Origin of the sequence: Natrialba asiatica DSM 12278 (assembly GCF_000337555.1) — an archaeon.
GTDB classification, from domain to species: Archaea; Halobacteriota; Halobacteria; order Halobacteriales; family Natrialbaceae; genus Natrialba; species Natrialba asiatica.
In genome coordinates, this window is sequence record NZ_AOIO01000005.1 from 20,455 (window position 1) to 34,070 (window position 13,616).

Sequence of the window (13,616 nt, forward strand, 5' to 3'; positions counted from 1 at the left end):
CGGCGCTCGAACGCTACTCGAGATATCCAAGTTCGCGCAAGCGCTCGCGAGTCTCCTCGTCGGCGTCGTCTAGCCCGGCAGTATCGTCATCGGTCTCGCTCGGATCGATCCAGGCGCCGCCGGCAGCCTCCTCGAACCGGGCGAGTGCTCGCTCGGTCGCCGCGACGACTGCGTCCGCCGCCGGGTCGACTGGTGTTTCCTCGACTGGATCCTCGTCGAGTCGGTACCCTTCGTCCGGAATGCGGTCCGCGCGGACGTACTTCGCATCGGTGCTGCGAGCGGCCCGTAGCCGCGAGTAGGCCCGATGGTCGTCGGGGAGTTCGATGCCGGCTTCGCTCGCCTTCTGTTCGAGGTGGTGGGTTTCGATGACCGGCTGTGCGTACTCGACGAACGCGTAATCGTCGTCCCCATCTCGGTCTCGGTCCCGATCCCCATCGGCCGCCGCGTCCGGCTCGTCGGCGGCCGCTTGCTCGCGGACAGCGCGCTGGCCCGGATCCAGCTCCGAATCCGCCACGGTATCGAACGATCGGTACGAACTCGACAGCAGCGACCGCGTCGGGTCGCGGGCGAGCGAGTCGCCGTCGGCAAGGTTGAGAGCCGCGGGATCGACATCGAGCGCATCCAACACCGTCTCGTGAAGATCGAGTAACTCGACGAGTTCGTCCCGTCGATCGGCCGCCAGCTCCGGGTGTTTCACCAGCAGTGGGACGTTGACGAGTTCGTCGTAGAGGGCGAACTCGTGACCGTAGAGGTCGTGTTCGCCGTGGAGTTCGCCGTGGTCGGCACAGACGATGACCGTCGTATCCTCCCACTGGCCGGTCTCGCGGAGCCAGGCGAACAGCCGCCCGAGTTCGGCGTCCATGTGGGCTATCTCGGCGTCGTATAGCCCGCGGATGGCCTCCCACTCCTCATCGTCGATATCTCGCGCGCCCGAGTTGAACTCTTTCGAGTTCTGACAGACGGAATCGGGATCGACGCCGGGAGCGAACTCGGTGCGGTACTCCTCGGGTGGGTAGTACGGCAGATGGGCGTCCATCAGGTTGACGAACGCGAACCAGCCCTGGTCGCTGTTGCTGTCGTCGATAAAGGACTTGGTCCGGTCGATGACCGCGGGCGTCTTCGAGTCGGCACCCTCGCCGCTGGCGAGTTTGGCGTGGGCCATCGCGCCGACTCTGACGAGTTTCGAGGCCAGTTCGCGGAGGTAGTCGTTATCGTTGACGGCCTGCCACGCGCTGGCCAGGGGGCCTGAGAGAACGTCGCCCGGGAGGACTTCGAAAAAGGAATCCTGATCGTCGAATCCGTCAGTGAGCCCAGTGTAAGGGGTGATCCAGGCGTTCGAAGAGTAACACGCCGTATCGTAGCCCGCAGCAGACAAAATCGAGGCGAGCGTCGTTGCGTCTTCGAGATACGGACTGCCCTGGTCTGCGCCGTGCTGGCTCGGGTAGCGGCCAGTAAACAGCGACGCGTGGACCGGCAGCGTCCACGGTGCGGGCGCGATTGCAGACTCGAAGACGGTCGCGTTCTCGGCGAACTGCGACAGCGTCGGTGTCGTCTCCCGCTCGTAACCGTACGCGCCGAGGTGATCCTTCCGGACCGTATCCAGAACGACGAAGAGGACGTTCGAGTGACGAGTCCCGTCCATTACTGAAGACACTCGTCCCAATCCTGATAAAACGATTGAAGCGCCTCTCGTCAGCGGATGGACGAACCAATAGACATCCCTCGGACGAATCAGACGTTTCAAGTTAGCTACCGAGAGAAAGTCAGTATGGACGAGCGAAATCGGCGAGCGTTCTTTCTCGGCGTCGTTGGAACGCTGATCGTGTTTGCCGTCTTGCTCTTCGTCGTCGGAGCAGAGCGCGTCATCGACTCGCTACTATCGGCGGATCCCCTGCTTGTTCTCGCGACGTTCGCGCTTGCAGTGGGGTGGTTAGCCGCCTGGAGTCTCATGCTTCGAACCGTCCTCGGCTCGCTCGGGGTTAAGGTTCCGGTCGTCACGTCGTTCTTCGTCTACGCCGGAGCCGTCTTTGCGAACAACGTTACCCCGTTCGGCCAGGCCGGCGGCGAGCCGATTGCGGCGTTGCTCATCTCGAAGGTCTCCGATTCCGAATACGAGACCGGTCTCGTGAGCATCGCAAGCGTCGACGTACTCAACGTCGTTCCCTCGATTTCATTGATCCTTATCGGCGTCGGCTACTATACGACGACCACGACCACCGATATCGGCGATCAACTCGAGACCGCCGTCGGCTCAGCCGTCGTCCTGATCGGCGGAATCGTCCTCGGTATCGCGATCGTCTGGCGATACAGAGAGCGCATTATCGATCGCCTTCCATCGATCATCGCTCCGTACGCCAGCCGGCTCGGATTTGTTCGCTTCAACGCCGAGCAGTTCGAAGCCGACCTCACCGAACGCATGCGCCGATTCTTCGAAAACGTCGACCGCGTCGCAACCAACCGGTGGCGACTCACCGCCATCGTCGGTCTTTCGCTCACCGGGTGGGTCTTCCAGGCAGTCGCACTGACCGCAGCGTTCGCCGCGCTCGGCTCCAACGCCCCCTTCTCCGTCCTGCTTTTTGTCATCCCGCTTGCCAACTTGGCCGGTGCCGCGCCACTACCGGGCGGACTCGGCGGCATCGAAGCCGCCTTCGTCACGCTTCTCGTTCCCACAACTGGTATCGAGGCACCAATCGTTACCGCGGCCATCCTCATCTTCCGCGGCGCGATCTACTGGATGCCGGTCGTAATCGGCGGCCTCTCGGTTTCAGCGTTCGGCGTTCGCACGCTCCGGTAGCTCTCCGGGTACGGAAAAACACCACGACCCCACAGCCATCACCGCCGTCACACGACTGCCACACAACTCCGGCTCCAAGACGACGGGATCGCCGATCCCCGACAACCGAGACGTTAATCCCCATTCGACCCCCAACTGCTATCACCGAGCCGCTATGTATCGTGGAGGCCACGCCGGATTCAACGCACTGCTATACGCGCCGTTCGTCCCGCTCGTCGCACGAACCTGGTCGCTCGAACTCGCCATTCTGGGTGCGGTCATCGCCGTCGCCGTTGCAAACCTGCCGGACATCGACCAACCCCTCCCCTGGCTCCACCATCGCGGGCCAACGCACACACTCTGGTTTGCCATCCTTATCGGCATCGTCGCCGGAATCGGAACCGCACTCGTCGTCTCCCCCACTCGATCCGTCTTCATGTTCGGCTGCGTCGTCGGCACCGCCGGTATCCTCGCACACCTCGCCGGCGACATCGTCACCCCCATGGGACTCGCCCCGCTTAGCCCACTCACGCGCAAGCGCGTGACACTCAACTGGTTCAAATCGAAAAATAGCTACATCAATCGCGTCGTCCTGCTCGTTGGAACCGCTGCACTGAGTGTATCCCTCGTATTGACGCTCAGTCACTCGTCGTAGCTGTCAGTTACCAGATAACCTGAAAAGACACCACTAAGGCTTACCTACAAGACCACCAACAGCCACCCAATGCAGCCGTATCCCTTGCAACTTGAGAAGACACCAACCTGGCTCGAGTCACTCTTCGCCTCCGATCTCGCGTTCGTCGTCCTGTTTGGCCTCTGTCTCCTCGAAGGCGCAATGCTACTGCGATTCATGCCCAGTGAACTCGTCGTCCCCGCCGCACTCGCCCTGATCGGCTCATCGATCCCCAAGGCCCTCACTATCGTCGGTATCGCAGTCGTCGGCACGACCATCGGCCAATTCTGCCTCTTCATCCTCGCCCGCCACACCGGCCGAGACTACATCGTCCAGAAACGATGGTTTCCGCTCACAGAATCCCGGCTCGACCGCTTCGACGCCTGGTTCGATCGCTGGGGTGCCCTTGCCGTCGCCGGAAGCAATACACTGCTGTTCGTCCGCGGCCTGCTCACCGTTCCCGCCGGCCTCTCCGAAATGGATAGTCGCTCCTTCGTCCTCCTCTCTGCAATCGGCTCGCTGTCGTTCCAGACAATACTCGCCATTCTCTACCTGTTCGGTGGCTACCTTCTCGCACTTTAATACAAACCACTATCGTATTGCGCCCCCATTCCAGCAGCGCCGACGAACCATTCTGGTCCATCGACCCAAACCGGTTCTCTCGTACCGAAGCCTCCAACGCAGTCACGCTGTCCAACCACTAACAGCCAGACTACCCGTGTGAACCGTTCTCAGTAGCGTAAGCAAGGTCAAACGTAACTTCGACGATCGCTAGTCTCCACTAATGGCAGTCGACACACTTCCCCAACAGATAGTCGAACTCGATCCGCCAGATTCCCCGCCGCTACGGATCACTATTCTCTTTCTGTGGTTTGCGGACATGGTCGCTGCAACGCTTTTCTTCGTCGTCCCCTATGCAACCGAACTCAATCCGATTACTGTTCTCTTCTTTAACATCTTCGGATTGGCCGGTGTCCCTCTTGCAGCAGCGCTCTACGCGCTCCTTATCATCTTCATTGGCCACATCCTCTCAGATCCATACGACATCCAGTTCGCCCTCGCCGTCGCCTCCCTCTATACGCTCCTCGTGATCAATAACATCCTCTTGCTTCTCTTGGGCGAACCATTACTGGCCCTTATCACATAGCCACCGTCGGAAACAACGTTCACAACTCGAGATCGCCACCACGACAACTACACTCACAATTCGGGACCGCCACCATAACAACTCTACGGTAGTCTCTGCTCGCTACCCCTATTTCGACAGTGTCTACCGAATACTCACGCAGCAAGTTCGTGCACGAGACTTACGACCACTCGCCTCCAAGTGCCCCCATGGAAACGCCACCTGAACTCGAGGCTGCCGCAGGCGAACAGAATGATATTACGATCACGAACAGACAGTACGACGAAGAACAGATTATTGCCGTCGACTTCGGACCCATTTCCGGCGAACCAACACTCGACATCGTCGGCGAGACGGCTATCGTTGTCGTCGACGGGTCCCAATTCGAGTTCAGCATTCCCGCGGATGCAAACGACGTAATAATCAACGATGGAGTTCTGACGATTACGGCGTAGTTGATCGTGGCCTACCGACACACCGCGTTTCCGGTGGAAGTCGATGTCCGAGCGTTCAAACGGGATAGTGGTTTCCGTTGACTGCCAAGATAGTCCGCAGGGGTTGCTCGGATCGGACCCGATCAGGCACACAGGAATCGTTGCTCGGATCGAGGCCGCTCAGGTACGCTGGGATGGAAGCGGTTACGGTATGTGTGAGGGCAAAACGAACTCACCAGTATTATAGGAGTGTTGCTACCACAAGCACTCAGCCAGGCTGCCTGAGTGATTATATCACACCCGGTAGATATTCGGCCGTGCGGTCGGCATCAAAAACGACAGCACGAGGGGAATCCCTACACACATCTATGATCTACGGGCAGAATGGGTGAGAGGTGATCCATGAATAGGTCATTCGAAGAGTTGTTTATTCGGGAAGTCAGTTAGGTGAGAGATCGTCGAAGAGAGGTTTGACGCGTTCACATCTCCATTGGATAACAAATAGTTTTCATCCAAGTAGTAGCGGAGGTCGCGCTCGATCCGCGGTACCAGTTCGTCTGCATCGATTTCGAAATAGGATAGCGCACACGCCGATCGAATGCCCGGGAGAACACTGCCGCTAGATAACTCAGTCATCTTGGAGATATTCGCCTCGGATTTGAGAACTGAGCGGGCGTTCTCGATCTTGTCCATCGTCCAAAGGGGATGGTCCGGAAAAGTATCGTAGAGTCGGCCCAGCGGATGCAAATTGACGGGTTGGTAGGAGAGTTCCTTTGCCCACCGTTTCTGCGAGTGAGAGTAGACGTGGAAGAGCACTTCATTTCTGAGGAGGTGCCGGTATCGTCGGTTCCGTAGTATGAGTTTAGCCGAGCGTCGGGGAGCCGGCCTGATAAAATGTTTAATCACCCCGTCGCTGTGAACGCGGAGATTCGATCGAAGCCCATCAAGAAACCGCCAAAGATCGTCCTCTATCTCGGATGACTCCGGCACGAGTTCAACTGCAGCCCCCGCAAACAAAATCTGATGGTTCAGCGTCCGGTCAAACGACAGCGAACGGCCGTCGATTTCGATTCGTTCCCACAGACCCACCTGTTCGTTGAACGGATGGATCGAATAGACTTCTTCAGCGGTGCTACTAGCGTCCTGTCGGCCCAGTAGTACCCCTGCCAGAGATAATGCTCGTATCGGTTCAGCCTGACCAACTAAGCCATTACAGGCGTCTTTCTCGTCCGTTTTGCGACAATAGAACGTATACCCATCAGGCCGATTCGAGTTTTGGAGAAGGAAATCAGTTGCGCGATTGGCGGCCCGGTAGTATTTTTCGTCACCTGTGATTTCGTACACCGTGGAAAGGGTCGTCAACCAATGTGCCGTCGTTCTAACCGGAGTTTCAGGCTCATCGTACGCGTAATTCCGTCCTGGTGGGAATGATCCATCATCTCGTTGATAGTGAAGAGCAGAGCGTGCACTCCGTTCTAAGAGTTCGTGGACAGAGATCTCGGGATGATTTGACCGCGACTGTTGCGTCCCCATCTTCTTAGGGGTATACGAGAGTGTCCAATAAGAGTTCTGAGGACGGATGGCCGATTCCGGATCGAATCGCAGACGCTATTTCCTCGCAACGAGCTGCGTCTCTCGCGAGCGGGTCCGGAGCAGTTTAACGGAATACCCGTTGTTGGTAAGCAGGTCGACGATTGGGTCGCTGTCGACGTACCGTTCGTGTACTTCACAGAAGATAGCTCGGCACGATTCCAGTGCAGTTTCGAACCCGCGGAGAACGTCGTATTCGGCCCCCTCAACGTCGATTTTCAGTACCGTTGGTCGAGGGCTGTCTCTTATACACATCTCTGAGCGGGCNCCCCTCAACGTCGATTTTCAGTACCGTTGGTCGAGGGAGATCATGTTCGGTCAAAGCCGAATCACCGGTTGTAACTGGCGCAGAGCAGACCGTATTCGTATCGTCGTGGTCTTTTGTTGTGAACGTCCCCACACCGAGTTCATCGTCGAACCGATCCGGAATACAGAGTTCGGTCGTCCCAGATTCATTGCTCAGTGCCATCTCGAGTACCGTCGCATCGACATCGTTCATGCGACAGTTTTCCACTAGCCGCAACGCAGTCCACGGATGGGGCTCGATGCTGATTACGTCTGAAACACGCTGCCCAACATAACAGGAGTGAGTCCCGATATTCGCACCGATGTCCCAAAAGACGTCCGCCGGCTCCACTTCATCGAGAAGCCGGTGAATGAGGAACGATTCGTTTTGATAGTCTCTAGCCCGAAGATATTCCCGGAACGTCTCTGTATAGAACGTCGCCGAAACGCCGGCAACAGTATTCGTGTGTGTATTACCGGTTAATCGGTGTCTCGTCTGAAGATATCGCCATTCGAGGTGGGTTTGGGCTTCAGACGCGAGTTGATCAACAGCGGTATGCATAGTCTTGGGTACAGAATACCGACGGTTGTGTATCTAACACGACGGCTCTCAGGCGAGAATCCACGCTGAAGGGAGGCAAAAAACATGAGCAAGCATTCGCGCAGTCAGTAGCTGCGTCTAGCCCAACTCGAATCCTCAATGCCGGGTCCGATTACGCCTTCCGTACGGGTGTTTATACGTCTGCCCGGTCAATCTGCCGGTGTCAATGGAGACGGATGAATTACTCACTGTCCTGGAAGACGCCGGGTTATCTCCATACCAGGCAAATGCATACGCCACTCTACTCGAACTAGGCACTACATCTGCAAGTGAACTCGCATCGGCGAGTGACGTTCCTCAACCGCGAATTTATGATGTCCTCCGTGCACTGGACGAGCAGGGATACGTTACAGTCTACGATCAGGATCGGCTGTATGCGCGGGCAAACGATCCACAGAACGCCCTTACTGGAATCAAAACAGCGATCCAGCAGTACAAATCCGCCATCGACGAAATCGAAACCCGATACCAGGAACCCGAAAGACGCGACGGGAACGTCAGCCTCGTCCAGCGGTTTCGAACCGTCTTCGACCACGCGCGTGATGCGATCACAGACGCTCGCGAGCACATTCAGCTAGCCGCGACGCCCAGTCAATTTACCGCTCTTCAACCGCTACTTCGGAACGCCTACGATCGCGGTGTTCACATTCACCTCTCGCTCTACCTGCCAGAGAACGACACTCCCACCGTCGAAGAAGCCGAGTTCGAAGGCGTCTGTACCGAAGCCCGCCATCGTGAACTCTCAGGGCCGTTTCTCTTATTAGTTGATCGAGAGCGGGTGTGCTATGCGACGCCGAATCGACTCCCGCAAGAATACGGTGTTCTCATCGATGACTACACGACTGCATATGTCTTCCATTGGTACTACTTGACACGTCTCTGGGAAGTATACGAACCGATCTATACCGATCGGAAGGACAATCCCCCGTACTCGTTCGTCGAAATCACCGAATGCATTCGTGCTATCGAACCACTCATCGAAGCGGAACAGAGAGTAACGGGTCAGATCACTGGGGAATACACTACTACTGGACGGGAGTGCCAACTTACTGGCCAATTCGTTGCCGTCAATTATACCGGATCTCAATCAGAGACGGAGGGCACATCACTCCTGAAACTCGCTGCTGAAGCTCAGATTCGGTTTGAGACGGCTGAAACAGTCTATACTGTTGGCGGGCGCGGTGCACATATCGAGGATATCGCTGCCAAACGCTTCACGATCGATCAGGTTGAGACTGAGGCCAGCGGTTCGTAAGTACTGAGACGATTCGTAAGAACGGCACACGAGTTCGCCGTGGGGTCAGGCGGTTGTTTCGCTGTCGCGGGAAGTGTGGGTAATTGTCGGGACGATCCCGGAGAACACGACGATGAGAACTGCTAAACCGAGGGCGGGGACGAACGCCGTGCGCAATGACGTCGTCTCTGCAATGAGACCAATTGCGACCGGACCGACGGCGAATCCGGCATAGCCTGCGGTCGAGACCGCAGCGATTGCCGGTTCCGTCGGAGAATCGGGATCGAAATTACCGGCGAGGCTCAACGCGACCGGCATAATGCCGGCTAAACCGAGTCCGAGGATACCGAAGCCGATCAGTGAGAGGACAGGTTGGGCAAGGAGCGTGACTGCAACACCGGTAGCGGCGACGGCTGCAGTGAGGCGAATGAATTGTGTTGGACCGACCCAGTCGACGATCCAATCGGCGAGAAATCGTCCAACCATCATCGTAAGAGAGAACGCTGCAAAGCCGAGCGCAGCGATCGTTGCGGAAGCATGCGCGCTGGTTTCGAGGAAGACAGCACTCCAGTCGTTACCGACACCCTCGATGAACAGGGCACAGAAGCCGATAGCGCAAAAGCCGATGAGTTTCCGGGATGGCAGTGTGACTGTTGGCCCAGTATCTGTGTCAGGATCCTTTGGGTATAGCCACAGGGTTGCTACAACTCCAATAGTGAGGAACGAAGCCCCTACGAGCACGAAATGAGTCTTGACGGAGAGATCCAAGCTCGTCGCGACCGCACCGAGTCCTGCGCCGACCAGCCCACCACCGCTGAATAGTGCGTGGAAGCTACCCATGATCTGCCCTGAATATGACTGTTCAATTCGGACGCCCTGAGCGTTCGCTGCGACATCGATCAATCCCTTTCCAAAGCCGAAGACGATGAGAACGCCGACGAGCATGGCGAGCCCATCAGCGAGCGCAATAACCACGAGCGTAAGGCTATAGACAGCGAGCCCACCTCTGATTACGTGTTGCCCACCATAGTGTGAGACGAGAATACCGCTTGTTATCAGTCCAATTATGCTTCCGATTGCAAGTCCAAGCAGTGCGATTCCGATATCTCCTTCCGAGAGGGAAAGTGCAGAACTCACGGCAGGAATACGGACTGCCCAGGTTGCGAAAACCGCTCCGAGGATACCGAAGATAATTGAATTCGCAAGGCGAGCTCGGCGAGGAGAAGATTCTTCTTTTGGCGTAGTGAGAGCCCCTACTACCGAGTTAGAACTGTTTTTTCGAGAAGCCATCAGTCACTGGTCAGGAATACACGCCAATAAGACTTGTCAATATTAGTAACAACACCCGTTGTTAAACGCGTCGTCCCTAACTCTATTACCGTAATCGTTTGCCAAGGCGATGATGAGCCTTAATGCGGTCATCGAAGTCATAAATACCATATGAGGGCTCGCGAAGATCACGTGTGAGTAATAAATAGCGGAATCAACGGAACTCTCAACAACCAATATGTCTCCAGAAATCAGTTTCCCCCGCTTCTTGCTGGCTTCCCATCTCTACAGGAGGTTCAAGGCGAGTGCCTCGGGGTCGTTCGAGAGAGCACTGCTCTCCCGTGATGACGAGACACCGAAGGCGACTCGAACCACTTGACCCAAGGTGATTCACTAATCAGAGTTGATAGTTACTACTCGGCGACAACAACTCTCAGATGGGACCATTGCGACAACACACCGGATTTCCGGTGGAATCCCACCGAGCTCTAACCACCCCAGATTAGACTCGACTCGAACGAAGATCCGGTTTCAAGTGGTTCGTGGCACAGCAGAAATAGACGAGTTCAGAAAAAGAAAGAACACTGCAAGATCAGAAGAGAACCCTGGAGAAAGTCGACGACACAGTGGTTGGCCGCAATTTTCACCGGAAACCAGGTGTCCAAAGAGGTCATGATGGGACATTCAGCAATCGACAAGTGAAACGGTTCAAAAGAGGAGTTACTGCTAAGCGGTCAAAAAAGAGGATACCGGAAGACTGCGTGATCTATCGTAGAAACTGGATAACAGGAACTGAGCATCCGACTATCAGCAAGTCCCCTAGGCAGTGGAGTTCCGAGACGCACACACCGTGTTTCCGGTGAAATGCAAGAATAGAGTGGAGTGACTGTTGTTCTGGCCGGCAATCTGAGCAGAACTCTTCCGAAGCGAGATGTTCGACCGGCTACTGAACTCTCAAGGGAAGTTTCTGCTACCTCTGCAGACACACACCGGGTTTCCGGTGAAAGAGGAATCCAGAACGGGGAGGGAACTAGAAGTATTCTCTCATTAAAACAGATGGTTTTATATACAACACCTGAGTAAAGTCCATTGATTCAGTCGCAAATCATAAAGAAGACATCGTCGCCGAAAGGAAAACTTTTCCAGTCGAAAATGCTACTTTATCCGTTCTGATGTCGACTCTTTCCGTTCGGCGTTCCGTACCGAACTCTCCTGATAACTGAATTCCCTCTTACTACCCTTCGAGTTAGACCTCTCTTCGCCGTTGAAAAGCCTCTTCTCTCTCTGTTCCCTGTTTCGGCGTCTTTCATTACTTCGTCTCTGTTTGTGGCTCCGTTGTTCGGGAACTATTGATTTCGAATTCATCTCACCCCTATTTCATCTGGACCACTCTGCACCATTACACCTATTTCACCGGAAACCCGGTGTGTGTGTGTCTCCGGGAAAACCCTCTTTTTTGTCTTTGCCCGTCTCTCTGCATATCGACCGCTCTCCACACCAGTGACGAAACGTTCAAGATGTTTCACCGGAAACACGGTGTCCAAGGTATGTCTGATTCCGACGATCTCTTTATTCGGGAGGATCCAATCTTCGTCAACAAGGAACTCCTCGAAATTAGCCACCTCCCGGATGAAGGCCGGATCGTCGGACGTGATGAAGAAATCGGTCAGCTTGCAAATGCGGTCAATCCTGCGATTTTCGGTCAGAGTCCAAGTAATGTGCTGATATACGGCAAGACCGGAACCGGAAAGTCGCTCTGTGCTAAGTACGTTTCTCGACGACTCGTTGGAACGGCCGAAGAGGAAGGAGTCGATGCCGTCTTCGCCTACGTTGATTGTGCACAGGATACAACTGAAACGCAGGCTGTTCAGACGATCGCGAGTTCAGTTAACACTGAGGAGACGGAGATCTACATTCCGGACAAAGGAATCAGTACGGCGACATACTATAAGCGACTCTGGCGAATTCTCGATCAGGAATACGATGTCACGCTGATAATCTTAGACGAGATTGACAAACTCGAGGACGACGCGATTCTTATGCAACTTTCGCGCGCGGGCGAGGCGGGAAAGGTAACCGATTGCAAGATCGGCGTTATGGGCATCAGTAACAAGATCAAGTACAAAGATCGGATGGACGAACGGGTCAAGTCGAGTCTCTGTGAGCGCGAGTTCGTCTTTCCGCCGTACAATGCAGGGCAACTCAACGAAATCATGGCTGCACGAAACGATGCGTTCCGGAATGGAGTACTCGAGGATGCAGTTATTCCGCGTGCAGCGGCGCTCGCAGCTCGAGAGCACGGTGATGCGCGAAAGGCAATCGACATTCTTCGATATGCCGGGGAGATCGCACAGGCCAAGGGAGCGGAGACCGTTCGAGAAGAGTTCGTCGTGCAAGCGCGCGAGCGCGCGGAAGTCGATCGGTTCCGTGAACTCATTCGTGGGTCGACGCCGCATTCTCGATACGTGCTCCAAGCATTGACAGTGCTGTCCCTTGAGCACAACCCCGAGGGTGCATACAGTGATGCGGCGGATGAGACCGATGGTTTTCGAACCACACACGTGTACGATGTGTATGAGCAAATCTGTCGGCAGGAGGGAGCGGATACGCTCTCGCTTCGTCGCGTTCGAGATCTGTTGAAAGAACACGCGTTTCTGGACATCCTCGAACAATCCAGGCATAGCGGCGGGAGTGCCGAGGGGAGCTATACAGAACACACGCTCCTGGAGGACCCGGAAGTCGTCCGCGATGTCCTTGCTGAGACGGTGTCGTAAGGCAGCGTACGTAGGGTGGTATCTACTGGGACCGTTACCGTTACTCTCTATTGTTCGTCACTCGGAAGTTCAGTTCGTTCGCCGATGGTGAACTTACAATTCACCGGAAACCCGGTGTGATCAGTCCCCATGGGTGCAGGCATCCCCGTTCAGTCGGCGTATTCTCCCCTCCTCATTTCACCGGAAACACGGTGTGTTAGCTCGCGCGCAAAAGAAATCCACTTACTGGGTGCAGTCCCGCTATTCACCGGAAACCCGGTGTCCCCATCTCTTCTCAGCGTGAACTCGGGGAGGACGATTCTTCACTCTCCCTCTTTTGCAACGCGAGGAAAGTCGTTCGCGAACGCCGAGGAGACTCGGTAAGATGTGAAACGGACGGTGATATACTCGCCGCTATCCGCGTAGCCGAATCGATCCTAAGCGCGAAGCATTACGAAATAACTCGCAAGTGTGAGTACTCCCAATGAAAGCGCACCGTAGCGAATTCAGTAGAGAGCAGCGAGCTATCCGTAGGCCGCGTGCATATGTGATTTCGTATGTAATTTCCAACTGGGGTGAAGATGGTATGAGCTCTTCGTTATCACCAGTACACGCTGCATCTCTCCGCTCATCGATACTATCTGTCCTCTTTGAGAGTGACTCTATTAGACACGGGTGGGACTCACTCTCTTTGAGGACCCAGTTCGTAGGCCTTAAGTATGAACCGGGGTCTACAAAATAACAGAAGGAGATGAGGACTGCACCCCTCTGGTCCGCCAGAAGATGTGGTCTGATGTGAGCCTTGGTAGTTCGGTGACGCCCGATCGGTTCACGATCGCGGCCGCTCACCGAACGTGGACCCATTTAGTGTGAGTGCA

At 55.6% G+C, this 13,616-nt stretch carries 12 protein-coding genes; 7 read left to right on the forward strand and 5 right to left on the reverse strand.

Features of this window, described 5'->3' with window-relative positions; all coding sequences use genetic code 11:
• Window positions 1-13 precede the first annotated feature (13 nt).
• Entirely contained in the window at window positions 14-1,642 is a 1,629-nt protein-coding gene (locus C481_RS01610) for a sulfatase (RefSeq protein ID WP_006107054.1), read from the reverse strand.
• Between the two features lie 126 nt (window positions 1,643-1,768).
• Here C481_RS01610 and C481_RS01615 point away from each other — a divergent pair, with 126 nt between their 5' ends.
• From C481_RS01615 to C481_RS01635, 5 genes are all read left to right on the forward strand, one after another.
• Complete coding sequence (locus tag C481_RS01615) at window positions 1,769-2,794, forward strand: lysylphosphatidylglycerol synthase transmembrane domain-containing protein (RefSeq protein WP_006107055.1); 1,026 nt, start codon at window positions 1,769-1,771, stop codon at window positions 2,792-2,794.
• Between the two features lie 154 nt (window positions 2,795-2,948).
• Complete coding sequence (locus C481_RS01620; protein WP_006107057.1) at window positions 2,949-3,428, forward strand: metal-dependent hydrolase; 480 nt, start codon at window positions 2,949-2,951, stop codon at window positions 3,426-3,428.
• A gap of 69 nt (window positions 3,429-3,497) precedes the next feature.
• Entirely contained in the window at window positions 3,498-4,028 is a 531-nt protein-coding gene (locus tag C481_RS01625) for a DedA family protein (protein ID WP_006107059.1), read from the forward strand.
• Between the two features lie 202 nt (window positions 4,029-4,230).
• Window positions 4,231-4,593, forward strand: coding sequence for a hypothetical protein (locus C481_RS01630; protein ID WP_006107061.1), 363 nt, complete (start codon window positions 4,231-4,233; stop codon window positions 4,591-4,593).
• Window positions 4,594-4,781: 188 nt separating this feature from the next.
• Complete coding sequence (locus C481_RS01635; protein WP_006107062.1) at window positions 4,782-5,027, forward strand: DUF7127 family protein; 246 nt, start codon at window positions 4,782-4,784, stop codon at window positions 5,025-5,027.
• 390 nt (window positions 5,028-5,417) lie between these two features.
• Here the strand turns inward: C481_RS01635 and C481_RS01640 are convergent, their stop codons facing one another.
• From C481_RS01640 to C481_RS22525, 3 genes are all read right to left on the reverse strand, one after another.
• Complete coding sequence (locus tag C481_RS01640; RefSeq protein ID WP_241434624.1) at window positions 5,418-6,539, reverse strand: glycoside hydrolase family protein; 1,122 nt, start codon at window positions 6,537-6,539, stop codon at window positions 5,418-5,420.
• Window positions 6,540-6,614: 75 nt separating this feature from the next.
• Window positions 6,615-6,851, reverse strand: coding sequence for an FkbM family methyltransferase (locus C481_RS21530; RefSeq protein WP_006107067.1), 237 nt, complete (start codon window positions 6,849-6,851; stop codon window positions 6,615-6,617).
• Complete coding sequence (locus C481_RS22525) at window positions 6,802-7,443, reverse strand: FkbM family methyltransferase (protein WP_241434625.1); 642 nt, start codon at window positions 7,441-7,443, stop codon at window positions 6,802-6,804. Before C481_RS22525 ends, C481_RS21530 begins: the two co-directional genes overlap by 50 nt.
• Before the next feature lie 205 nt (window positions 7,444-7,648).
• Here C481_RS22525 and C481_RS01650 point away from each other — a divergent pair, with 205 nt between their 5' ends.
• The gene (locus C481_RS01650; protein WP_006107068.1) at window positions 7,649-8,737 is read left to right on the forward strand and encodes a TrmB family transcriptional regulator; all 1,089 of its coding nucleotides are present in this window, start codon (window positions 7,649-7,651) and stop codon (window positions 8,735-8,737) included.
• Between the two features lie 45 nt (window positions 8,738-8,782).
• Here C481_RS01650 and C481_RS01655 read toward each other — a convergent pair whose 3' ends face one another.
• On the reverse strand, window positions 8,783-10,006 hold the full coding sequence (locus C481_RS01655; RefSeq protein ID WP_275040048.1) for an MFS transporter: 1,224 nt from the start codon (window positions 10,004-10,006) through the stop codon (window positions 8,783-8,785).
• Window positions 10,007-11,532: 1,526 nt separating this feature from the next.
• Between C481_RS01655 and C481_RS01660 the strand changes: the two genes are divergently transcribed.
• Entirely contained in the window at window positions 11,533-12,759 is a 1,227-nt protein-coding gene (locus tag C481_RS01660) for a Cdc6/Cdc18 family protein (RefSeq protein ID WP_049904331.1), read from the forward strand.
• The last annotated feature ends 857 nt before the right edge of the window (window positions 12,760-13,616 follow it).

Coding starts and splice junctions, on each gene's coding strand:
- C481_RS01610 (WP_006107054.1), bottom strand. CDS start 1,642: ATGGACGGGACTCGTCACTCGAACGTCCTCTTCGTCGTTCTGGATACG.
- C481_RS01615 (WP_006107055.1), top strand. CDS start 1,769: ATGGACGAGCGAAATCGGCGAGCGTTCTTTCTCGGCGTCGTTGGAACG.
- C481_RS01620 (WP_006107057.1), top strand. CDS start 2,949: ATGTATCGTGGAGGCCACGCCGGATTCAACGCACTGCTATACGCGCCG.
- C481_RS01625 (WP_006107059.1), top strand. CDS start 3,498: ATGCAGCCGTATCCCTTGCAACTTGAGAAGACACCAACCTGGCTCGAG.
- C481_RS01630 (WP_006107061.1), top strand. CDS start 4,231: ATGGCAGTCGACACACTTCCCCAACAGATAGTCGAACTCGATCCGCCA.
- C481_RS01635 (WP_006107062.1), top strand. CDS start 4,782: ATGGAAACGCCACCTGAACTCGAGGCTGCCGCAGGCGAACAGAATGAT.
- C481_RS01640 (WP_241434624.1), bottom strand. CDS start 6,539: ATGGGGACGCAACAGTCGCGGTCAAATCATCCCGAGATCTCTGTCCAC.
- C481_RS21530 (WP_006107067.1), bottom strand. CDS start 6,851: ATGTGTATAAGAGACAGCCCTCGACCAACGGTACTGAAAATCGACGTT.
- C481_RS01650 (WP_006107068.1), top strand. CDS start 7,649: ATGGAGACGGATGAATTACTCACTGTCCTGGAAGACGCCGGGTTATCT.
- C481_RS01655 (WP_275040048.1), bottom strand. CDS start 10,006: ATGGCTTCTCGAAAAAACAGTTCTAACTCGGTAGTAGGGGCTCTCACT.
- C481_RS01660 (WP_049904331.1), top strand. CDS start 11,533: ATGTCTGATTCCGACGATCTCTTTATTCGGGAGGATCCAATCTTCGTC.